At 46.3% G+C, this 24,188-nt stretch carries 17 protein-coding genes and 2 pseudogenes; 7 read left to right on the forward strand and 12 right to left on the reverse strand.

The features are described 5' to 3' along the window. Positions 1–70 precede the first annotated feature (70 nt). The 9 genes and pseudogenes from ACWP87_RS02515 to ACWP87_RS02555 all read right to left on the reverse strand — a co-directional run bounded on the left by ACWP87_RS02515 (position 71) and on the right by ACWP87_RS02555 (position 12,514). On the reverse strand, positions 71–955 hold the full coding sequence (locus ACWP87_RS02515) for a helix-turn-helix domain-containing protein (protein WP_223804835.1): 885 nt from the start codon (positions 953–955) through the stop codon (positions 71–73). Positions 956–1,932: 977 nt separating this feature from the next. After that, positions 1,933–3,322, reverse strand: a pseudogene (locus ACWP87_RS02520) (FAD-binding oxidoreductase). A gap of 124 nt (positions 3,323–3,446) precedes the next feature. After that, on the reverse strand, positions 3,447–4,016 hold the full coding sequence (locus ACWP87_RS02525; RefSeq protein WP_005686125.1) for a hypothetical protein: 570 nt from the start codon (positions 4,014–4,016) through the stop codon (positions 3,447–3,449). Between the two features lie 636 nt (positions 4,017–4,652). Further along, a complete protein-coding gene (gene gltX / locus ACWP87_RS02530; RefSeq protein WP_005686122.1) occupies positions 4,653–6,146 on the reverse strand; it encodes a glutamate--tRNA ligase in 1,494 nt (497 codons plus the stop codon). Positions 6,147–6,696: 550 nt separating this feature from the next. Then, on the reverse strand, positions 6,697–7,527 hold the full coding sequence (locus ACWP87_RS02535) for a YhfC family intramembrane metalloprotease (RefSeq protein ID WP_014570039.1): 831 nt from the start codon (positions 7,525–7,527) through the stop codon (positions 6,697–6,699). Between the two features lie 13 nt (positions 7,528–7,540). After that, positions 7,541–8,557 carry a DUF5808 domain-containing protein gene (locus tag ACWP87_RS02540; RefSeq protein ID WP_014570040.1) on the reverse strand — a complete coding sequence of 339 codons (1,017 nt, stop codon included), beginning with the start codon at positions 8,555–8,557 and terminating at the stop codon, positions 7,541–7,543. Further along, complete coding sequence (locus tag ACWP87_RS02545) at positions 8,554–8,940, reverse strand: GntR family transcriptional regulator (RefSeq protein WP_014570041.1); 387 nt, start codon at positions 8,938–8,940, stop codon at positions 8,554–8,556. The genes ACWP87_RS02540 and ACWP87_RS02545 overlap by 4 nt, the downstream gene beginning before the upstream one ends. Before the next feature lie 131 nt (positions 8,941–9,071). Beyond that, entirely contained in the window at positions 9,072–10,700 is a 1,629-nt protein-coding gene (locus ACWP87_RS02550) for an ATP-binding cassette domain-containing protein (RefSeq protein ID WP_014570042.1), read from the reverse strand. A gap of 497 nt (positions 10,701–11,197) precedes the next feature. After that, on the reverse strand, positions 11,198–12,514 hold the full coding sequence (locus tag ACWP87_RS02555) for a MucBP domain-containing protein (RefSeq protein WP_015765046.1): 1,317 nt from the start codon (positions 12,512–12,514) through the stop codon (positions 11,198–11,200). 298 nt (positions 12,515–12,812) lie between these two features. Here ACWP87_RS02555 and ACWP87_RS02560 point away from each other — a divergent pair. Further along, positions 12,813–13,523: pseudogene (locus ACWP87_RS02560) on the forward strand (Rgg family transcriptional regulator); the annotation flags it as partial. 91 nt (positions 13,524–13,614) lie between these two features. Here ACWP87_RS02560 and ACWP87_RS02565 read toward each other — a convergent pair. The 3 genes from ACWP87_RS02565 to ACWP87_RS02575 are packed head-to-tail and all read right to left on the reverse strand — an operon-like array spanning position 13,615 to position 16,674. After that, positions 13,615–14,730, reverse strand: coding sequence for a PIN/TRAM domain-containing protein (locus ACWP87_RS02565; protein WP_005686113.1), 1,116 nt, complete (start codon positions 14,728–14,730; stop codon positions 13,615–13,617). Between the two features lie 20 nt (positions 14,731–14,750). After that, the gene (gene radA, locus ACWP87_RS02570; RefSeq protein ID WP_014570045.1) at positions 14,751–16,115 is read right to left on the reverse strand and encodes a DNA repair protein RadA; all 1,365 of its coding nucleotides are present in this window, start codon (positions 16,113–16,115) and stop codon (positions 14,751–14,753) included. A 19-nt stretch (positions 16,116–16,134) separates the two neighbouring features. Then, positions 16,135–16,674 carry a dCTP deaminase/dUTPase family protein gene (locus ACWP87_RS02575; protein WP_005686110.1) on the reverse strand — a complete coding sequence of 180 codons (540 nt, stop codon included), beginning with the start codon at positions 16,672–16,674 and terminating at the stop codon, positions 16,135–16,137. Between the two features lie 640 nt (positions 16,675–17,314). Here ACWP87_RS02575 and ACWP87_RS02580 point away from each other — a divergent pair. The 6 genes from ACWP87_RS02580 to ACWP87_RS02605 all read left to right on the forward strand — a co-directional run bounded on the left by ACWP87_RS02580 (position 17,315) and on the right by ACWP87_RS02605 (position 24,109). Beyond that, the gene (locus tag ACWP87_RS02580) at positions 17,315–17,605 is read left to right on the forward strand and encodes a GNAT family N-acetyltransferase (protein ID WP_014570047.1); all 291 of its coding nucleotides are present in this window, start codon (positions 17,315–17,317) and stop codon (positions 17,603–17,605) included. 294 nt (positions 17,606–17,899) lie between these two features. Beyond that, on the forward strand, positions 17,900–19,219 hold the full coding sequence (locus tag ACWP87_RS02585) for a C1 family peptidase (protein ID WP_014570048.1): 1,320 nt from the start codon (positions 17,900–17,902) through the stop codon (positions 19,217–19,219). A gap of 144 nt (positions 19,220–19,363) precedes the next feature. Next, entirely contained in the window at positions 19,364–20,710 is a 1,347-nt protein-coding gene (locus ACWP87_RS02590; RefSeq protein WP_005714538.1) for a C1 family peptidase, read from the forward strand. A 216-nt stretch (positions 20,711–20,926) separates the two neighbouring features. Continuing rightward, positions 20,927–22,027: an ABC transporter gene (locus ACWP87_RS02595; RefSeq protein WP_014570049.1), complete on the forward strand. Its 1,101-nt coding sequence runs from the start codon at positions 20,927–20,929 to the stop codon at positions 22,025–22,027. Further along, the gene (locus tag ACWP87_RS02600) at positions 22,024–23,220 is read left to right on the forward strand and encodes an ABC transporter (protein WP_014570050.1); all 1,197 of its coding nucleotides are present in this window, start codon (positions 22,024–22,026) and stop codon (positions 23,218–23,220) included. The genes ACWP87_RS02595 and ACWP87_RS02600 overlap by 4 nt, the downstream gene beginning before the upstream one ends. Positions 23,221–23,233: 13 nt before the next feature. Beyond that, positions 23,234–24,109 (forward strand): ATP-binding cassette domain-containing protein, encoded by an 876-nt coding sequence (locus tag ACWP87_RS02605; protein ID WP_005686102.1) that lies wholly within the window; start codon positions 23,234–23,236, stop codon positions 24,107–24,109. Positions 24,110–24,188: the final 79 nt, after the last annotated feature.

Genomic DNA, 24,188 nt, shown 5'->3' on the forward strand with positions numbered 1-24,188 from the left:
CGGTTGGCGGTAATAATTCTTCCGCCTTTCAAAAAGGAAACCTTCAAATTATCTGTAAATGCCAAGATTCTCACCGATGAGAAAATTCTTCCTCCCATTTTTTACCAAAGGCGGGGCTTATGATAGTCAGAACATGTATAAGTTGCTCCAATTCGTCCTGATCGCTGTTACAATTCTTAAGCTTAACCTGGCATCGCCTTCGCAAAAGCTCAGCTTGTATCCGAATGTAAAAGTGATCATCCGGTAGTCCGTGCATTTGTAGTTGCGTTAATGTTATCAAGGCTCTTTCATAGTCGCTTTGATAGTAAAACATTGCAGCCGTATTATATAGTGCCTGAAAAAAAAGATCCTGCTGACCATTTTTTTGCTTTAAAGCGAAATGAATGGTCAGCAGCTTTTCAAATAGCTTTTCAAAGTATTTAGACTCTAGAAAAGGAATGCAGTCTATGTACAAAATATATTCCAATGAATACCAAGAAGTTCGTTTCATCAAGTAATTCATAACAGTTTCTGAGTCTTGTTTAGAAAAACATTCTGCGCCATCTTCAATATCGAGCTTGACCGCAGTAACCATAATAGAACGTAACTTAAAAAGTATGTTATGCGTCTTTGAGAATTCTTGAATCAGTTCTTGCTTCAGTTGATATAGTTGGCCAATATTTTTTTGCAAAGATAACTGCAATAACTTCTGGTTAAAATCCTGTTGCGATAAATCAACATCAGAAGTTTTAAACTGATTCTTTTTCTCAAAGAGTTCAAAGAATTCCGCTGGCTCAACACACACATTGTGCAAAAGCGTAAAAAGATTCTCCGCAGAAATCTCTGTTCGACCGTTTTCAAACTTAGAAACCGTACTTATGTTTAGGGGCCTAGCTATATCGGAAATACGGAGTCCCCGATCAGTACGAATTTCTTTAAAGAGTTGGCCTAAACTATATCGCTCCAATTTTCTCACTTCCTGTTGATGAGATGAATTTTAATTTTATTATAATCAAATGTTCTTTGTTGTACATGAAAAATTTTAATTTAAGCAATTAGTCTGAGTCCATTTCCAGATCCTGTTAATATCAACAAATAAGGAAGGAAAATATGTTTCAAAGTACTCCCGCAATTGTTAGTTGACAATATGTTAAGCTTCAATCAGCTTCAAGTTGGTCTATCAGTAACGGCTATAGCGTTTCAAATGCGATAGAATGGCTGAATGCCCACGTATCAAAATGAGTGAAGGGTGATGTACCACTAATGATTAATGCCTACTTTTTACAAAAACTTCTGTGGGGTGTTAATGTTGTATCACTGATTGTAATGTTATGTTTTTTATTGCCGGGATATACTGATCAGTACTGGCTAATTTTTATATGCCTACAACTCGTTGTTAACATCCTTGATCGAGGACTTTTACGTCAGCATCTACCAGAAAAATATTCCGACTCAAATATTGGTGGAAGCATCAGGTACCTTATTCTGGCGGTTGGACTACCACTTTTCTACCCGGTAGTTTCCCACAATCGTTACTTGTGGTTAATGGTAGTCATTGGAAGTATAAACGTTATATTCACTCTGGCTTCTGATGCATCAAAACGAACCAAATATAAGAAGTCTTGAAAAAATATATTGCAGTCACCAAGAACTTTCTCGAAACATAAAAGCAACGCAAACTCATGAGTAGCATGGGTTTGCGTTGCTTTTGCACTTTCATTTTTTAGTGCTGTAAAAGTGAACCTTAACAGCTAAAAGTTTCCTTAACCAGCTGATGCGCCGAGGTTGCTTGGCAGTTTTCGACTAAATCGGACTTAAAATGATGCGATCTTGGCATTAATCTCCCCACCACGATGATGTGGTAATAGAAAAAGCTATCAAAACTGACTCATAAACCATCAAGCCCTAAATCTTCAAAAAAGTTCATCAAGACCTGTCTTAAGCCCTTTGCTTTTAATCAATCTTCCGCTTTAGATTCAAAATGTTTAACGGGTCGAACAAGTCTTTGATTCGATGTTGTAACTCATCAACAGCAAAGCCGAGTTCTTCGTTGTTCCATTGATTCTTGCTCATCCCCACAGCATGTTCGCCGGAAATTGTTCCGCCTAGTGCAAGAGCTTTGCGAAACATCATGCGAATTGCCTGCAGCGCTTCTTTTGGCGGTTCAACTTGATCGGCTGGCCAAATGACGGTTGGGTGAACATTGCCATCGCCTGCGTGTCCGGCGGTGTAAATTTCAACGTTTAACTCTTTGGCAACTGCCGCAATATAATCCATCATTTCCGGAAGCTTGGAAAGTGGCACAGCCATGTCTTCCATGATGTGTTGACCGTTTGCAAACACAGCAGGCAACATGTCCTGGCGCAGTTTGATAATCGCGGCTGATTCAGCGGGATCACTGGTCACCTGAATGTTTTTAGCATGGTCAGCGGTTAATATTTTCTCGGCAATTTTCAAGCTCGCCTCGCCACCGGTATCCAAGCGGAAAATGAGCATGGCTTCGGCGCCTTCTGCATAATGCGTGCCTTCATAACGATCCAGTGCCGCCACTGTTAAACCATCCAGTGCCTCCAGTGTCACCGGATAAATACCGGACAAAATCCTCAACCCCTTTTGCTAAAGCGGTCATATTGTCAAAATACGCCACGCCGACAACCGGAGTGCCAACCGGAATCGGATTTAACTTGACGGTAATTTCCGTGATGATCCCCAGCGTTCCTTCAGATCCGACAAAGAGATGGGTTAAATCATAACTGAAGGCATGTTTATAAGTACGCCCGCCAAGCTTGATTTCACGCCCATCTGCAAGCACCACTTTTAGTCCTAGCACGTTGTCAGTGGTAGCGCCATATTTCACCGTGCTCATGCCACCTGCATTCGTTGCAACATTCCCGCCAATGCTTGAAATCGGCTTGGAACCCGGGTCAGGCGCATAAAATAGGCCTTGTTTTCGGGCGGCTTGATCCAGATCGCCATTGATCACGCCAGGTTCCACAACGGCCAATAAGTCGCCTTTACTGATCTCTTTGATCCGCTTCATTCGCGCTGTGGACAAAATGATGCTCCCGTCCAGTCCGTCAGCACCAATCACCGTGCTGGTATCAGCTCCTTGAGGCACGACCGGAATGTGATATTGCCGCGCCACCTTTAAAACGCCTTGAATATCAGGCACGTCCCCCACTGCAATGTAGGCCAAAATATGCCCAGCTATCTCCTGTTGGGCATTGCCATTAGCGCTATGTTCGCGGGCAACTTTATCATCTGTGTGAATCTCCGCATGCGGCGCGGCATCCTGCAATGCGGTTAAAATCTCTGCATGATCGTAAGCTGTAAAAATTGCCATGATCCAGACCCCCTGTCCTGACCGTCTATCGTCAAATTTTGCTGATATGAATCGTTCACTTTTATTATGGCCCAATTCACAAAAGATGGTCATGATTTAGTCTTAGCGGTCGATCTGGGTTTGATTAGGCCAAGCGATTGGTATCATCAAGATCGCGATACGACAGTTTAGGATGGACGGTAATCACCGCTTCTCCCAACCACGTTAAATCTCGGGCCATTCTTTTCGTCTGCAATGGCCGCCGCGGATAGCCAAGACCGGTCACTTTCGTTTGCGAGGCCACACAAATGGTCAAGACATCCGTGTCGGCGCAGGAATCTGGCTCATGCCGAAACCGCAATGCATTGAAAACTTCCCCGGGCGCTATTTGCAAGGGTGCCGCCATTTGCGGATAAGCAACGCGCACCACATGCCGACCGTGAGTATCAAAACCGGTCAAAACCGCGACTTCAGGCTGCCCCAGCAAGCCAAAATGACGATCAAATCCGTCAAACCGGCTAAAGCGCGGCAGAATATAATAAAAAGTCGGCATCATTAATTTCAGCATCTGTTGACCGGTTAGCATTAGCCCAGCCTTTCCAGCAAAACAACCGGCCGCGGCAGAACCGGGAATATAGCGCAACGCAAAGGCAGGATATTTTGAGGAAGTGGTAACCGAATTTTTCGGGGATGGGGGCTGGCGGGAAGACAACATCAACATTCACTCCTATCGCATCATTAGACTATAAATAAAATAATACTCGGTTAACTGCTGAAAACGCACGCGATAACCCTTCGCCATGCCATCAACCCTAACCTTATAAAAAACAGGCCGGGCTTCAGCTGCCGAATCCGACGCTGTCCCCCCTGCCTGTCATCTGAAACCTACCCCAAAAACCAACATCACCTAGCTTGTTCGAAACGCACCCGATCAAGTCCGCCTCGTTCGCACAGCTAGATCATGCCGCAATATCCATCACCTTTCCGTTCATCACGAAAAGAGCCACCCACTTAACAGACGAAAAAGCCCTGCCGTAACCAACCCTGTCACAATGCCCGCCAAAAAATAGCCGACTTTGGACATACTTCGTTTACGTTTCATTTTCGCTTCACCTCAGATGATGTTACCGCTTACCCTTACCAACAACTTTCATTTTACCCTATCGAGATGCATTTGTGGGTTTTCACAAATAAACGTCGGAAAATCACCGATTAACGTTGTGCTGAGTCGTCAAGAGTTGGATTTAGCGTCCAAGTAACGGGTGAAAAAATGTTTTTTCTATAACGCGCCGGCTCGCGCTCACACACAAAAACCCGCGGCAAACGTATGCGCGCGGGTTTTTAAATTTGCTTAAAGTTGCGACGTAACAATCTCAACATTCTTCAAGACTTGATCGCGTCCCATTAATTCGATAGTTTCCGCTAGTTGTGGACCATGCATCCGTAATGTTGCGGCAATTCGGATTGGCATGTAAAGCTTGCGTCCCTTAACTTGCGTCTCCTGCTTGACCTCGTTAACGATGTGCCCAATGGAATAAGCATCAAACGTATCGAGTGCTCGAATCTTTTTGGCAAAAGCTTCGATCACTGGCTTCGCGTTATCATCCGCCAGTTCCTTGCGCTCATCATCAGTCAAATCAGTGGCCTTATCAAAGAAAATATCCGCCAATTTACTAATCTGAGCCGTATAACTCATTTGATCAGTGTAAAGGCTGATCAGCTGCCGGGCCCATTCAATCGTCTTGGGATCCGGATCGCTTTGAATCTTGCCATCTTCAATTAGGTTAGCCAATGACAGGCTCATTAACTCATTTGGATTGGTCTTTTGCTTAGCCTTGATGTACTGGTTATTGACCCATTCCAGTTTCTTTTGATCAAACCGTGCCGGACTCTTGGACAAACGCTTAGGATCAAACTGCTTGATGAATTCCTTCTTGGTAAAGATTTCGTCTTCGCCAACCGGAGACCATCCTAACAGGGTGATAAAGTTGAACATTGCGTCTGGCAGGTAGCCCAATTCACGATATTGTTCGATGAATTGCAAAACCGTTTCATCGCGTTTGGACAACTTCTTACCGGTTGCGCCATTGATAATCAAAGTCATGTGGCCGAAGATCGGTGGTTCCCAGCCGAACGCGTCATAAATCGCTAACTGCTTTGGCGTGTTGGCAATGTGGTCATCCCCACGTAGCACATGACTAATTTCCATCAAATGGTCATCGACAACCACCGCAAAGTTATACGTCGGCATGCCATCACGTTTTTGAATGACAAAATCGCCGCCAAGCGTGTTGGCATCAATTGAAATTTTGCCCTTAACAATGTCATTCCACTCATAAGTTTTATCAGTCGGAATGTGGAACCGAATGACTGGCTGTAATCCCTTGGCCTTGGCTGCAGCAATTGCATCCGCTTTTTCTGCTTCACTCATGCCTTCATATTCGTACTCGTAATGTGGCATTTCGTGACGGGCCTTTTGGGCTTCGCGATCGGCTTTCAGTTCCTCTTCGGTCCGATATGATTCGTAAGCAAAACCCTTATCCACAAGCTGCTTGATCAACTTGTCATAAATGTCTTTACGTTCAGACTGACGGTATGGGCCAAAGTCGCCACCTTTATCAGGGCCTTCATCCCAATCAATACCAAGCCAGTGAAGGTTGTCCATCTGACTCTTTTCACCGTCTGCAACGTTGCGTTTCGTATCGGTGTCTTCAATCCGCAGCACCAACGTCCCTTTGTTGTGCCGTGCGAATAAATAATTGAACAGCGCCGTCCGTGCATTGCCAATATGCAAATGCCCAGTCGGACTTGGTGCATAACGCACCCGAATTGGTCGATCTGCCAATGTCTTAGCCTCCATTTTCTGTAAACATGCACTGCTAGTGTACCACAGAAGGGCAAACGATGGATGGGTCCGAGTGCAATTGACACTTACTTAATTTGCTAATTCGTTGACCGCCAACGCGAAAATCTTTAGACTGTTATCAGGCTCAGAAAAAGGAGTAATTACCCTTGTTCTTTGTTTAGCGGATTGGATGGCACACACCCCTCAACATTCTTTGAACGCGGAGGTGATAGCCATGCCAAAATCAGGAGACGAAAGGGGTTCGCCGCATTGGACGTGGCGTCGATTATCGTCGCGCTTGCCATACTGGTTACCAGAATGGCCAAAGCTTACGCGATAATCAAAAAAGCTAACCGTAAAGGCTAGCTTTTACCCACAGTCATCTGAACCGCGTCGAGGTCATCGGGATGCCGCCTGATGGCCTCTTTTCAACGCCATTATTATACCTTGGATGTCGACAAATCGTCAAGAACGACCAGACCGTTCCTTATTAGACGTCAGCTTATCAAATTGAAGCCAATTAAAACGCTCACTAACCCACCGCTTGACTTTAGTCACTAACTTGTCGGTTGCGCATCGTCCGTTGCCATAGCCAGTAAACAAGTACCACAATTAGCACGGATTGCCCAACTAAAATGAATTCTTCAACCGTCAAACTGAGTGCTCCTACTTGCGCCAGTGCCGCAGGAAAGTCGATGAAAGCATGTAACCCGATCGGTACCAATAACCAGAACCATTGCTTCCGTTTAACGATAAGCAACCAAACCACAACGGAAAGGGCAATCTGTACGGCTAATGCCATGATCCGTTCCAGCAACGACAGCGAAACTGTCCACGCACTCATACCCGTTAGCTGCTTCACTACCGCGGTGATTGCCGACCTCGAGCTAGCAGGTGTTTGATTGATCACCTTTTCAATCTCCCCGCTATTTATTATGAACGCAAACGCATAATTACTAAGTACTGTCACGCTGCCAATCAAAATCATCTCCAAGCCGCCATGTCCCAAGCCATACAGGAATGGCGTCTCAGGATCGTTAATTTTAGCGGGAATACGCTTTTGGATAAACTTGAAGCCCAAAAACCGGCCAACTTCTTCAAAGACACCGGCCAAAAGCGCGCCATAAAGTGCATAAGCCCAAGGTGTGTGCTGAAACTGCCGGGCAATTCCGCGAAACGGGCCTTCTAGTACACCGGCAAATAAGAAGAAGATTCCCATCCCGATGAAGAAGATTTTAGTCGCCCCTTTTTGGGGATGACTTCGCCGCTTAATAACCCAAACTGCCAGCCCAATCGGCAACGCTAAGCAGATGAGCATTTGAATCAACATCATGGTCACGGCTGATTGGCTGACCATTTGATTATTCACAACTTTTTCCATTCGCTTTTACCTCTCAATCAAACCAGAATGCTAAGAGCACAATACCAAGGATCAATACCAGCGTTAGTCCCATTAAAACCCAACTGATCGGCCGAGCCATATTCAACGTAAACCCAATGCCGATGCGCTTCTCGACAAAAATGGCTGGGTCGCCGGGATTGTAGTAAAAAATACCACCAATCCAATGCTGATTGTCGTTCAGCACCTTGCCTTTTGCATCCAGTTTACGCGTGCCAGCAATATAAGCCATGGGCAGTAACATAACCGAGACCAGCGTCAGGGTTGCGGTGAGAATCACGTTAAGCCACTGCCAATCGCTAGACATTGCCGGTAACATCAGCTGTAAGACCAGCAAGCTTTGTGAGAGGAAGCCAATTAAAAGCAGATAGTACAAAATAGCGTTACGCACGCGCCCGGATCGCGGTTCGGCATCCGGATTACCACGAACCGTACCACGTGCTCGACGGGTCAAATAAAAAGCGGTTAATAAGATCAGCGTTTCGATGCCCAACGCCATTAAGAGCACGATGGTATCTGCGGAAGGCTGGCGGAAACCCAGAAAAATAGCCAGCAAGCATTGTGGCAACAGAACCAGACCCGCTGCGGCCGGGACCAGTGTTTGCGGCTTTAGGTTTGCCAAGTCAATTGTCACTTGATGGTTAGTCAACGCCTGATCTGCATGTAGTTGCTGCATCAATTGTTTACTTTTCCGGTGACCATCGATGATTAATACACCATTAAGGCTCACTGTTGCTAAAGTAGCGGCAATTTGAATCCAGGCAAGGGTCACTGACGACAATGCCCAAATAGCCACGGCCCCGCCTGCCAAAACAGCAATCACCACTGCGCCTAACAACGAAGCAACTAGATAACGCCGTCGCAACGTCACTGCTTCAGGACGTTGCCAAATTGATGTGCGTGCATAAACAACGCCAAAGAGAACATTGCGGCGCGACAGCCACGGCAGCATCGCCTGAATGGCAACAAGCACAAGCCAGGTTATGACAAGGATCAAAATTTCTGCTTTCATCTACCTTCACTCCCCGTTAGTTGGTCGTACAGCTGATCAATCATTTTATGCACCGTGCTTCGGTCAAGGTTCCGCGCCACCGCTTCGGCAACGACTTTTTCAAGTGCTGGCCGTAAAACGTTCTCGACAGCTTGTTCAGGGGCGCCGCGTGATTGGACCACCGCACCGCGTCCTCGTTGTATGACTACGAAACCTTCTTGTTGCAACGCTTGATAGGCTTTGTTCACTGTGTGCAAGTTGACACCCAGCTCATTTCCCAGTGCGCGAATAGAAGGCAACACGGTTCCATTTGCGAGCGTGCCAGTCGCGATACCATTCACAATAGCATCGCGAATTTGTTGATAAAGCGGTACTTTAGAAGCCAAATCAATCGTCAAACGCACAAACCCGCCTTCTTTCCGTTACACTTGTTCTACACCATGTATAACACTTGTGTGAAAAAAGGTCAACGAATTTTGGCTAAATTACCGCCGCTCGACTTTTTTTATTATAAGTACCTTAAAAGACGCCTTTTTTACCGCATTGAAATCGGCGTACCAATTTGTGCGAGTTGATCATCATGCGTAATCGCAATCACCAACCGCGTTTTTGCCAGCTCCTGCAGCAAGTGAATCACATCCGCTTTGATTTCCGGATAAATATTGGCGGTAGGTTCATCTAAAACATAGGTCGTGGCATGTTCCTTGCTCAAGGCCTTTAGAAGTCGAACCAGTTGCAACTCGCCGCTTGAAAGAATATCGACTTTTTTATCTAGTAAATTGAATATGTTGAAATTAGGCGAATGGAACACTTGAGCAAAATGCTTCGGTTCTTCATTTAAAAATGCCGCCACATTGCGACAGTCATCGGCTAAGTATTCGCCAACTGTCAGATGCGGGCTAGGTACATCTTGAAATAAAAACCCAATTTGCTCGCGCCGCACTTTTGCCAAATCGACTTGTGCCGCATTAAGCCCATTTATCAGCACATCGCCCGTCATTTCAGGTTGGTAAATTCCGGTAATGGTTCGAACAAAAGTCGTTTTTCCAATCCCATTGTCGCCGGAAATAACATAAAGTCCGGGCGTTCGAAATGAAACATTCATGTTCTTGGCATAAAACATCTCATCGTTACTTGGCTGCTGGGAAAACCTTCTGACATTGAATCCTTTGACCTCAATAGTGTGAATCTCGTTCACTTGTCCGGTCCCTTTTTCATCAGGCGCAATGCTTAGAATTTGTCGCATGCGTGCAAGCGAAGCCCGGTATGCTTCCGTGCCCATTGCTACCGTCAGCAGCTGGTCAACCGAATTTAACAATTGACTGAAATATTGCAAAATAATCGAGAAAAAGCCAATGGTAATCTGTCCATTGAGCACTGCAAATCCGCCGACTAAGAAGAAACAGGTTTGAAAGATCAACTGAATACTGATTTGCGAAGCAGACATCGTAAACCGAATCCAGAAATCTCTGATATAAGTCTGGAATAGCCCTGCTTCAACCCGATTCAAGCGCTTTGCTTCGTTCTGAAAACTGCCAGCACCTTTAATTTCAATATAACGGCCGATAAAATCATTGCGCGCCGTGAAGTATTCGTTTTGCTTGTTCTTAACTCGCAAGCTGATCGCGTAGATTTTCTGGTGGAAGACAACGTAAATCACAAAATAAATCGGGACAAAGATTGCCATCATGCCAAAAATTTTAGCATCTGCTTTCATCACATAAAGGGCAATAGTCAATGTTGACACGATAATGCCGATGAGCCGCACCACGGTATCCGCAAAGAAGCCGACAATTTCGTTGACGTCATCGTTTATGCGGGAACTCAAGGTAGTCGGACTCCAGGTCAGGATTGCGAGGGTCTTCTTAGTAAACAAGCACGCCAAAATACTGCGATTCATCGCCAGGATTGTTCGCCGTCGCGTCAGGATCTGAATACGATTCTGAAAATAGGAAACGATCAGCCGCGACAGCCCGATTCCTAGAATGATTAGCAGCAAGGTGACAAATAAGGTACGATCGTGACTGTACACAAGGCTATCTAACAGTTTACCTTCTAAATAAGTCCCGCCAGTGATTAAACTGGTCCCGGTCACTGCCAGTAAAATTAATGCGATGAAGGGAGCCGTCCGTTTTTTCAGAACATGTTTAATGATGGGTGGCATAGGCGTACCTCTGTTTCGCGTTTGACGTGTTTCGACTGGTTCTGCAAAAAGTCCGGATTCTGTCCGGAAAAAACATAGCATTGTTACATCGTCCTGCCATTCTCGCTGCATAGACAACTATTTACCGAAACAGAACTAGCTTGTCAGGATAATTTGTTTGTACCTGTCTTCATGTGATTCGTCAACGATTTGCTTAACACTAATGCCATTATCAAATATTTCTTTAATTTTGCAACTTAATCTTTTGCTTAGTAACTGAGGCAGCAATTTTTGTGATCGTGTTCTTTTTACGTTTGCCAATCAATTATGAATCCTAACCAGTTGTTTCTTTTTGCTTGTTAACCAGGCTAATATTCTCATAGCCGAATTTTAGAATATGTAAAGTCGTTTTCTCATTTCAATTGTCAGCCTTTTCGCCACCAAAAAAATCGGTCCCAAATACCGAGAACCGATTTTGCTTAATCTTCATGTAGCTGATTTAGATTTACTTTCATCCACTACTGGCGCTTCGCCTTACGAAACAGCAGTGTCGAACCAAGGCCCATAAGTGATAACAACGCTAACCCCACTGCTGCAATACCGTACTCGTGCTTTTCGTTGGTATTAGGCAGCCGCCGCTGAGCACTTGGCGTTATGACTTCAGTTGTGGCAGACTGGCTGCTGGTTGATGGTACCGTTGATGTTTCCGGCGTTGTTGGCGTAACTGGAATAGCCGGTTTCGTATAGACAAAGCTGACAACCAATCCGGTATCTTTAGGAAAAGTTCCTGATGCTGCAGCACTATCAGCTGCCAGGCGCACATACCGGTAACCGTTAATCGTGATCGGACCGGTCGTATAAGCCGATCCACTCTGACCTGCCAACACTCTGTTAGGGGCTAATTCGTTACCATTTTCGTCAACATAACGAACCGTGACCGATCCTTGTGTGGCTGGCACTTGCTTGTAAACAAAGGTAACGATCACATTGCCGTTGATAAAGGTATTACCAGCCGGCGCACTGCCTTGGGCCACACGGGAAAAGGCATAGTCGCTAATCTCAATGGGCCGGGCTTCATATAAATCACCAACTTGACCCGTCAGCGTCTTATCAGGGGCAATGCGCTTGCCAGCCTCATCCACAAATCTTTCCGTCACGCTTCCTTGCGCTGCCGGTTTCTCTGTATAAACAAAAGTCACCGTCTGCGGATTAGCAGTAAAGCTGCCTTTTTCAGGCGCACTGTTTGCAGCCAGATGCGCATATTCATAATTTTTGACATTTGCTGGCACGGCAGTATACGAACCACCGACTGTCCCTGTCAGGGTTGTGGCAGGCGCGATTTCATTGCCATGTTCATCAACATACTTCACATTCACCGTTCTTTGAGTTACAGGAACTTTGGTATAAACCAAGGTAACTGTCAAAGTACCCTTGCTAAAGGTCCCGTTAATTGGCGCACTGCCATTAGCCAACTTTGCATATTGATAATTGGCAATCGTCGCTGGTTTAATTGTGTACGGTTTCCCAACTTCACCTTGAAGAACAGTGTCTTTAACAAGCGTGTTCCCAGCATCATCAACACACTTCACCACAACTTCATTGCTGCTCGTCGGCGAATCAGCGTTTATTGTTTGCTGATTATTTAAATTCAATTCTTGCCCAAGCGTTGCCGGTTGCACGGCCAATGTGGCTGTCCTAGTCGCCACCGAGCTCGCCTTAACGTGACTAGGTTGATGACCGATAGCCAACGCAAAGACACCAATTAAAGCTACCAGCCATAGCTTTCCTGATTTATATAACCTATAACGAGTCTTCTCTTCTCCAAATAAACGCAATGGTCTTGCCCCTCTTTCGTGATCCAGTCGAAAACTTTTCAACTGAAAACAACAAAAATAACTGCTCATACATTCACTTGTATTGTAGCATTAATTAGTTTTTAAAGAGTTATCAGCTACACCTTAGCATGCCAATAAAGCCGCTACGTCAGCGTTTCATAAACTTTATCAATAAAATATCGGAGTTCCAATTTTCTTTTTGAATCCACACTGATATGGTATTCAGCGTTTATTCATGCTTCTAGACGGTTGACACTGCTTTTTGATACCGTTGTTCTGATAATTAATTTGAATTTCGTTTTTTAAATTGGATCAATCACAGGCTTCTGATACCAACCCCGTAATTCTGTCTCAGAGAAGATTCGCACAAGTTTTGCGACAGTTGGGGTTGGAACAAGATGTTGATGGTTTGAAGCAGTTTCGTTCACAATTCACCAAACAGTTCAAAAGTACCCACAAAAAGCTCTATAAGCTTAGGGAAATTATCGTTTCGTGCATCATCATGGATACCGAAGATAGACACAGTTTGCTTTCGCCAGAGGACTCCAAATTCGTCAGTGACTATCTTTTTGAAAGAAACATCTGGTATACCCTTGAATATGTTTTATATAGCGATTGTGTGCCTTTCTTACAGCCAGCGGACTTTGAAAAACTATACAATAAGTTCTTAACGATTCACTTTTCATTTCGGCAACGCGGTGACTACATGGATTTGTTCTTTCAATCTTTCTACAATACCGCTGTTGCACTCTACTATCGCCAAGCATACTCGCCGGCAATTCAAACATTGGATAGGCTAAAAGAACAGCAGATTCCCGACAGTTTATTTTCGATTCGACTGCATTTGCGCTTGTTACGCCGCTTGTGCCAATACAAGCTCACCAACAGTACCGAAACGGCCGCTGAATTATCAGAGCTCGTAAAAGTAATTTTCAAAATCAGTCCCGCATTCGGGCGTCGCTGGAAAGCAGAATTTCAATTTCACGAACCTGTAAGTGACCATACTTAATCAATATAAGCCAACAAAAAAGGACAGTTCCGGTATTCCCGCGCTTTCTAGAGAAATACCGAAACTGCCCTTTTATTTTTTCTTAATCCAATTACCTTTCCTTGTCGCGAATAGCCTTTTGCTGATGAGCCGGCTTGGCAAAGATCATGCGCCCTGCCGCTGTTTGTAAAGCACTGGTGACAATTACTTCCAGCGGTTTGTTCATGTAGAATTTACCGTCTTCCACCACGACCATGGTGCCGTCGTCTAGATAGGCTACACCTTGCTGTCGTTCGGAGCCGGATTTAATCACGGTCACGGTCATGTTTTCGCCGGGGATGACGTCTGGTTTGAGTGCGTTTGCCAAGGCGTTGATGTTGAGCACCGGGACATTTTGAAATTGGGCGACTTTGTTGAGATTAAAGTCATTGGTCATGACAATCCCATCCAGTAGTTTTGCCAGTTTAAGCAGCTTGCTGTCGACTTCGGTCATATCGTCAAAATCGCCTTCGTACATCTCAATATGAATGTCCTTGTCTTTTTGCATGGCATTTAGAATGTCTAAGCCGCGGCGGCCGCGCATTCTTTTCATTGAGTCAGCCGAGTCCGAGATCAGTTGCAGTTCATGCAAGACAAAATTCGGCACTAACATGGTTCCTTCGATGAAGCCGGTTTTGGCAATGGCTTGAACCCGGCCATCGATAATCACACTGGTGTCTAGCAATTTGTATTTGCGAAAATGATCGCCAACTTTGCGCTCGAGCACCTGATCATTTTCCGTTTCCGTATTCCGCCGGTTGCGAAAGCTCAGAAGCCGACGCCATTCTTCGCTGCGTGTCGTACCCACCCGAAAACCCAAGTAACCGAATAATAGCATGATGATGAGTGGTAGGAAGATATTCAGCGGCGCGATGAAGCCATAAAACGGAATGGAAATAATGGCGGCCAGAATCAACCCGATAATCGTCGACAAACTGCCAAACAGCAGATAGCTTGGCGATTTGGTGTTTAACGTTTTTTCCAGTACCTTCAAGCGCTTAAGAATCCAGTTCACACTGAGACTCGCCAAGAGCAAGAAGATAATGGCACCGATTAAGCCGTCAATGAGCAAGTTATTTAAGAAGTGATTGGCACTCCAACCAATAAGATCCCAAAGTGACGGTAATGCGCCCATGCCGACGCCGATCCCAATGAGACCAAAGATCAAATAAATAATTCGTTTCTTCATGATATACCTCCTTTCTAAGTTTAATTAAAAACCTTATGCAGCGCTTCGGCAATGCTTGTGACGCCAATAACCTGAATATCTTTAGGCGCACGCCAGCCTTGCAGGTTATTGCGCGGCACAAAAATTCGTTTAAACCCTAACTTAGCCGCCTCTTTCACCCGGTCTTCAATGCGATTCACCCGCCGCACTTCACCGGTTAAGCCAATTTCACCGACAAAACAATCAGTCGGCGGGATTTCCTTGTCGCGGTATGACGAGGCAATTGCCACTGCCATTGCCAAGTCAATCGCCGGTTCATCCAGCTTGACGCCCCCTGTTGCTTTCAAGTAAGCGTCCTGATTTTGCAACATCAAATTGGCACGTTTTTCCAGCACGGCCATAATCAGGCTGACGCGGTTGTGATCCAAGCCGCTGCTCGTACGTTTGGCATTGCCATACATGGTCGGGCTGATAAGTGCCTGAATTTCAACCAGAATCGGGCGAGTGCCTTCCATCGAAACCACCACCGCCGATCCGGTTGCACCAGCCAGCCGTTCTTCCAGGAAGATTTCCGAGGGATTGGCGACTTCCTGTAAACCATTTTGATGCATTTCAAAAATTCCAATTTCGTTAGTAGAGCCGAACCGATTCTTGACCGACCTTAAGATGCGATAGGTATGATGCATATCGCCTTCAAAATAAAGCACGGTGTCCACCATATGCTCAAGAATCTTGGGCCCGGCAATAGCGCCTTCCTTCGTCACGTGACCAACGATAAAAATCGTCACACCTTTTGACTTGGCAATTCGCATCAATTCGGCGGTGACTTCCCGAATCTGAGCAACCGAGCCGACTGCCGAATTCATGTCCGGTACATTCATGGTTTGAACCGAGTCAATCACCACATAATCCGGTTGCATCTGGTCAATCACGTTTTCGATACTTGGCATGTCGGTTTCGGGATACAAATACATGCCGGAGTTGGCAACCCCTAGCCGCCCTGCCCGCATTTTAATCTGGCTGGCGCTTTCTTCACCTGAAACGTACAACACCGTACCACCTGTGCTAGCTAGCTGGCCAGACACCTGCAGCAGCAAGGTTGATTTGCCAATCCCGGGATCGCCGCCAATCAGAACCAACGAGCCCGGAACCACACCGCCACCAAGCACGCGATTCAACTCGGCCAAGCCTGTTTTAACCCGGGTTTCTTTGGTCACCGTGACCTCATCCATGCGTGTGGGCTTAACCTTGCTGCCGGTGCGCGTTTGCCGCGGCGCCGATTTAGTTGAACTGATAGTTTCTTCAACGAGCGTATTCCAGCCGCCGCAGTTTGGACAACGGCCTAAATAAGTCGCCGAAATATAACCGCAATTTTGACATACATATTGTGTTTTTGCTTTCGCCATATTATCCCTTCAATATCTGCTAGTGGTCGGTTGAGCCAAAACCGCTTTGTCGTTGCGCCAAGCCGCCTTGGTCACCGTCTGCCAATAGAAATGGCATAAAAATCCCCTGACCGATGCGATCACCTTTTTTGATCATCACATCCCGCGGGAAGAAATTCAGGAGCTGAATATAGATTTCGCCTTCATTTGCCGGATTGTTATAGTAGTCGGCATCAATAACCCCAATACCGTTGGGCAGCGTCAGGCCATGCTTAAGCGGACTGCTGGAACGATTGGCCAAAATCAACACTTCATTAGGCTGCATATAGGCTTTAATGCCAGTGGGAACCAAGTAAGGCTTTAAAATCTTCTTCGCCCGTTCAAAGTCCTTATTCGTCAACGGATGCTCATTTTTAATCAACCGAAAAAGCCGAATGAAGTCATAACGCCAAATACTCCGCAACAGAAAATCTTCGCGCGCATAAAAATCATACCCAGCCGCCTGCTTAGTCTGGCGGGTCGGCAAGGTTAAGTTGTCATCTTGATACTTTGAAACAATTTCAAATCCGCGGGTCTTCATGAAAATAGCCTCCAAAAAAAGTGTGAGCGTGAACCAGCCCGGTTAGAAACCGGAGTGTAAGTGGCCTTGGGCGTGATGGCCGGGTTTGGGCCATTGCGACCAAGGTCCTTACACGCAGGTTTCTGGGCTGGTGAACGCGTTATGGTGAGCGCGACCCGGCGCGCTTAGAAGTCGGAGTGTAAGTGGCCTTGGGCGTGATGGCCGCTCTTTGGCCATTGCGACCAAGGTCCTTACACGCAGGTTTCTGGGCTGGTGAACGCGTTATGGTGAGCGCGAGCCGGCGCGTTTAGAAGTCGGAGTGTAAGTGGCCACAGACGTGATGGCCGGGCTTTGGCCATTGCGGCTGTGGTCCTTACACGCAGACTTCTGCGCCGGTGAACGCGTTATGACAAGCGCAAACCAGCTTGTGCACCAGAAAGCACGCCAACATGTCCAAAGTATCATACCACGCGGAGACAATCGAAGGCCACGGTGTAAGGGCTTCCCTTCTTGTAATTATACCGTTTTCCTGATAAATTTGGCTTATAAAAGTCATTCATGAATTGGGTTAACGACGGATGGGTCATCAGACGAACTGTGCCAGTTACGCGCCTTGATTCTTAATAGGATGACCATCATTCAATTTGCCAAGGAGGCTGCTATGGAATTTCAACGTGAACCAGGACGAATTTTTAATACGGATTGGGACGGCCGACTGATGGCTGAAGTCACTTTCCAATCAATCGATGACGGCAAAGCGTGGGCAGTGGATCACACCTTTGTCGATGAAAGCCTTCGCGGTCAAGGCATTGCCGCTCAGCTCATTGAAGCCGTGGTCGCAGCAGCGCGCAAAGAAGGCAAAACCATCGAGCCGCTATGTTCCTATGCCGTGCATGCATTCCATAATCATCCGGAATATGCAGACGTTTTGCGACCAGTTAAAGATCAGTGAAAAAATCCTTCTCGAAGCTGCCGAACCTTGGCAGCTTTTTTGGTATGAGCGTGAGCCAGCCCGGTTAGAAGTCGGAGTGTAAGTGGCCTGAGGTGTGATGGTCGGGCTTCGACCATTGCGCCTCAGGTCCTTACACGCAGACTTCTGGGCTGGCGAGCGCGTTATGGTTTTATCGTCTCGGCTCCCCTTTTCAACAAAACACTAACTTTTACCCAAAAGCTTCTCAGTTTCATCTTTAAATCTAAATTAAATTGGGGTAAGGTTTCTTTAATGCAATTTAAAAAGGAGGATGTTATGTCAGAAATTACATTTGATCAAATTAAAGCCTTTCAAGATCAGCTTGATCAGCATCCGGCATCGGGTGCACTTGGCCGAGCTGTCCAAAATGTCGGGCCACAAGCCGCAAGCCGTGAAACCATGGACGGCGAAGATATGAAGCCGGTTTTTTCAATTGACCTAGACACCGGCAGCGTTGCCAACCAGAAAAAAAGCGGCCGGTGCTGGCTCTTTGCGACATTGAATACAGTCCGCCACGGGATTGCGGATGAATTTGGCATCAAGGATTTCGAATTCTCACAAAACTACAATGCCTTCTTTGATCGCTTGGAAAAAGCCAATTTATTTTATGAAAATATTCTGGCAACCGCGGACAAACCCCTGGATGACCGAGAAGTCGCCACTTACTTAAGCGGTCCAGATGAAGATGGTGGCCACTACGATCAATCGGCCGCCTTAATTGAAAAGTACGGTTTGGTGCCTAAGTCGGTCATGCCGGAAACTTATAACAGCGACAAAACCGCTGAACTCAACAGTGTGTTGAACGAGAAATTGCGTAAGGATGCTAAGGTGTTGCGGACCCTCAAGCAAGATAACGCCAGCGAAGAAGCCATCGCCAAGCAAAAGCGCGAATTTCTCAGTGTTGTTTATCGCATTTTGGCTTACACCTTTGGCAATCCGCCGACAACGTTTGATTTCGAGTACCGTGATGACAAGAAGCAATACCATCGCGATACCAACTTGACCCCGCAGTCATTCTTCAAAAAGTACGTCAAATGGCATTTTGACGATTACGTGGTGATTGCCGGTGATCCCGAACCAACCAAAAAGTATCAGCAATTGTATACCATCAATTCAGCCAACACAGTTGTTGAAGGCCATCCGCTGACAATTTTAAATCTCCCTCCGGAACGTTTGAAGCAGCTGGCATTAGCGCAACTGCAAGCAGGTGAAGCTGTCTGGTTTGGCAATGATGTACTAGCCGACATGGATCGCAAATCCGGCACGCTTAAAGGCGGATTGTTCAATTACAGTGATTTGTTTGGTGTCGATTTCCATGTGAACAAAACCGACCGTATCGTGACCACCGAAGCGGAAATGTCCCACGCCATGACCCTAACCGGCGCCGATGTCGTTGATGGCACGGTCACCAAATGGAAAGTCGAAAATTCATGGGGCAAGGAAAATGGCCATGATGGTTACTTTGTGGCCGATGCCAACTGGTTTGACCAGTACGTTTATGAAGTCGTGGTTCGCAAGGATCTTTTAACTGACGCGGAACAAGCGCTTCTTCAAACCGAGCCGATCAACTTGCCTGTATGGGATTTTCTAAATTAAGATTAACTGATATGCTAAACTAAGCGAGTCACAAAACGGTGCCGGCTTATGACGAAATCTTCGCCGCCTTTTCGAACGACCATGATTTTCATTACCAGCCGCATGGTGACTCAGCTTATGCACATAAAAAGGAGTGTTTATTTAATGTCTGCAGAAATTACTTCAGGCGATTTGGATCAGTTCAAACAGGATCTTCAAGCCACACCTGGCGCCAACGCCTTACAAAAAGCGGTCATGAACAATGGTATTAATGCAACTGCCGAGAATACCGATAGCAAAGTTGCCATGACACCAACGTTCTCAATTGAACTTGATACCGGTGCTGTGTCAAACCAAAAGCAAAGCGGTCGTTGCTGGATGTTCGCCGCCTTGAATACTATGCGTCATGGCATTCAGGCACAGTTTAAGATCAAGGATTTTGAACTGTCCCAAAACTACACCTTCTTCTGGGACAAGTTTGAAAAGTCCAACTATTTTTATGAAAATGTCTTAAAAACCGCCGATCAACCACTCGACAGCCGTAAAGTTGCCTTTCTTTTGGCTACCCCGCAACAAGATGGCGGCCAATGGGATATGCTGTCAGCCTTAATCGAAAAGTATGGCATCGTGCCAAAGTCAGTGATGCCTGAAACCTACAGTTCTAGCAAGAGTAACGAATTAAATGGTTTGCTCAACTTGAAACTGCGTAAAGATGCGGTCACCCTACGCAAGTTAGTTGCTGACAAAGCTAGTGATGCCGACATTGAAGCAGCCAAGCAAAAAATGCTGGCTGAAGACTATCGCATCTTGGCATACACGTTAGGCAACCCGCCAACCAAATTTGACTTTGAGTACCGCGATGATGATAAGAATTATCACATTGATCGCGAACTGACGCCGCAAACCTTCTTTAAGAAGTACGTTGGCTGGAATCTTGATGATTATCAAAGTATCATCAACGCCCCAACCGCTGACAAGCCGTACAAGCACCTTTACACCGTTGAAATGCTGGGCAATGTCGTAGGTGGTCGTGAAGTTCGCCACTTGAATCTTGACATTGATACCTTCAAAGACTTGGCAATCAAGCAACTCAAGGCCGGCGAATCAGTTTGGTTCGGTTCCGATGTTGGTCAAAGCTCCGATCGTCAACTTGGCATTTTGGACACCAACATTTACAAGAAAGATGACCTGTTCAACACCGACTTCACCATGACCAAAGCTGAACGCCTTGACTATGGCGAAAGCTTGATGACTCACGCAATGGTCTTGACCGGCGTTGACCTTGTAGACGGCAAGCCAACCAAGTGGAAGGTTGAAAACTCTTGGGGCGAAAAAGTCGGCGAAAAAGGTTACTTTGTCGCCAGCGATGCGTGGTTTGACCAATTCGTCTACCAAGTTGTTATTTCCAAGAAGTATCTCCCAGCTGAACTACAGGATGTCATCAAGAACGAATACGACAAGCCAACCGTTCTTGCACCTTGGGATCCAATGGGTGCTTTGGCATCAAGATAAGCTTGATCTGAAAACACTAGGATAACTGGAAAAGTCTCGTAATTTTGATCTAAAGTTACGAGGCTTTTTGTATACCGCCGTAAGCGATTCGAACCAATGCGGCTGACTGCGTGACTTAACGCTCATAACGCGTTTTCCAGCGCAGAAGTCTTTGAGTCTGATAAAATTGTGGTATTCTGGTTGCAACTGGATTAAATCAAATGAGGGGATCGGGCCATGGGGACACAATTAGCTTTTGATTGGCGCCAAATCATTCATTCACGCAAAAACATTGCCTTATTGGGGTTGTTCTTTGCGGCATTCATCATCGCATTCTTCGCATTAGTCTGGACGCACCGCCTTGATATTCAACAGACTTCCGAGGCCACTGCCAATGCCGCCGTGGCTAACTATGCGGAATATAACTTGGACACACTGAGCAAAACCCAAAAGCCGCTATTGGCGAATCTAGATGACCAAAATTCGGCGACTGGTGTTATCGACTTGGGCATCCAGCTTGATCAACCCGATACGACCCGTAACGGGCTGCTTAGTTTACGCACTGCTCAACTTGAAATGCGGCAACGGCATTATAAAGCGCTTAATACCATGCCGCTGCCGCCGCTGCACCAACTTAAAGGTGACGTTCTGGCGCTTACCACGTTAAAAAAGCAGCAAAAACCTGCCGTCACGACGGTTTCCACTAGCGCGGCGTATCTCGTCACCATCCTGCCTTATCTCAGCTGGTTAACCGGCGCGGCTGCCGTGCTGCTAGCCTGTGATAGCTGGGTTGAACGACGCCGCCACCAAACGCTGATTAGCGCGCGTCCTTTATCTGTCGGCGTTGCCGGCAGCAGTCGCTTGCTCACTTTAATTGGTTTTTACATATTGATCCTTGTTGCAGGTAGCATGGCTGCAATCGGCTTACCTGCGCTATTAAAAGGCTTGGGTGACTTCGACTACCCCATGGCCATCATGGGACAAACATTACTGCCATTGTGGGAATATTTACTTATTTTCGTGGGTCTGACATTACTGGCCGGCATTTGGATCATTAGCTTTAGTATGCTGATTAACACGTGGATAACCAATGCTTACCTCACGACCTTTATTGTGACCGCCACTGCTTTATTGCCGCTTATATTGCCGCAACTTTTCCGCTTTGTGTGGTTTCTGCCATTCTCCTATCTTGACGTTGCCGCAATGATGCGTGGAACATTGATTGATCGACTGAATCAGCCCTTAGCCAGTATTTGGATCGGTACAGGCGCTTTATTCATCTGGTCGGTGCTTAATCTGGGACTCTTTGGTTATCGGGTCAGAAAGGAGGCAGCATGATGCGATATTTTCGATTCCAACTCCATCAACTGCTTACCAATCGTAAAAACTTAGCTGTCATTGGCATCGCACTCGTTGCCTTGATTTGCCAGTTCGTCTTTTTCCCGCCAAATCAGGTGCCACCTGAACTTCCGACAAGTACGGTGTTGACGCGTGATCGCGATAAAAATGTGGCGTTTGTCAATGAGCCGCATGGACCGCATACCGCGATGTGGGTCCCTTCCACCCGTCAACTCGTCAAAATTGAAAATCGCATGTTAACGGCGCAAAAACAGCAGCATTCGCAGGCCTATGTGCAGGCAACTTTGGATTATCTGGCTTTTGTACGAAAAAATGCCGCCAATCCTGAGGCTCAAAGTAGCCCATTCCACTATCCGCTAACATATTATTTTGAAAATCGGCAATACCCTGATGCCGATGCTGCTTTTGCCAATATCACCCTGACGCGCGCGCTGATGACTTTAGCCGATCAGCGCGATCCCGACATGACTGCGGTTCATCAGCAAACTTTCTGGCAGACGCTTTTCCGTGGCGCGTTAGGCGGGTGGCTCACTGCGCTACTGCTGATCACGATCTTATTTGCTAATGATTTGCTGACGAGCGAACAACGCCATCGCAGCATCGTTCGGTCATCGCCTCTAAGTCCCTGGCATGCCATCAACACCAAAACCTTGACCGTGCTAACAGCCTTAGCCGGTGTACTTCTGCTATCAGCGCTTGTTGTTGCCGGCTTCGTCATCCCTACTCACGGAGTAGGATCGCTAACAACTGCGATCGCCTACTTTGCCAAAGATGGGATGACAGTTACCGTTGATCCGATCGCGCTCAGCATTGCTCTCCCCATCATCCTCGGCTTGACAATCCTATTGATGTGGCTCTTTATTCGGTTAAATCTACTGTGTCAGTTACTTTTTCACAACGAACTGGTTGGACTGGTACTCAGTGCACTCTTGCTATTCGGCGAGCCACTCTACTTCATGCATGGGTTGGCTTTTTCCGTCCCGCAAACCGCATACTACCTGCCCGGGTACATGAATCCGGCGGCGATTGTCAGCGGGTTGCAAAACTTTCGCTATGATACCAGCCGCATGAGTCCGCTCGCTGCTTTGATTGTGGTCGGCAGTGTGATTATCGTGCTTGAAGTGATCCTATTCATCATCACACATCGACGCCGGGCAGCAATCGTTAAATAAAGGAGGCCCCATGATGGAATTACAATTACAAAATCTCGTTTTGGGTTTCAAAAATAAACCCAATGTCATTCATGATATCAGCCTAACGATGACGAGCGGCTCAATTGTCGGCATTGTGGCGCCCAATGGTACTGGTAAAACAACCTTGCTGCGATTGATTCTTAATGATCTCAAACCACAATCCGGCAAAGTGGTATTAGATGGACAAACATACGGCAGCCAAAAGCATACCCTCGCCATGCATCGGCAAATGTGCCTTTTCCCGGTTCAAGATGATCTTTATCCTGACTTATCGGGCAAGGCGCACCTGGCATATTACGCCCGACTTTGGCATAACCAAACGAAAAGTGTTAAGCAAATTATCAGCGCACTCGACATGCAGGATTATGTCAATCAGCCGGTGCGAACTTATTCAATGGGCATGAAGCAGCGTCTTTGCTTTGGCATGGTGATGGCGGCCAACACCCCGATTATGCTATTAGATGAATTCATGAACGGTTTGGACACGATCAACGTTGCGCGCATGTCGCAGATTCTGCGCGGATTGCGGGCAGAAGGCAAATTGATTATTACAGTGTCGCATCTATTGAATAATCTGCAAGGATATGCTGATTTCATCTACTTCATGCGCGATGGCAAAATCATCAAAACGATTGATCAGCATGAACAACAACCTTTGTATATTCAAGTGGCAGCCGAAGAAGCCAACCGGTTACCGCGCATGCCTTGGCAGCACTATCCCAATGGCATGTTGGTATTGCCAATTAACAACCTCCCCGGCGAACATTTTAACCAGTTGCTGCTAGGACTGGCTGCGCATCACATTGCGTTTAAATTAGCACCACTGGATCTTGAAACTTACTTCAATGAATTTTATGATGCCGATTAATCACCAAGACCACTCAAAGTCGCTTGAACAGCGGCTTTTTATGCAAGTTTTTCTGGATGCAAGATATTGGGCAAAATAA

Source organism: Lacticaseibacillus sp. 22, assembly GCF_055413445.1.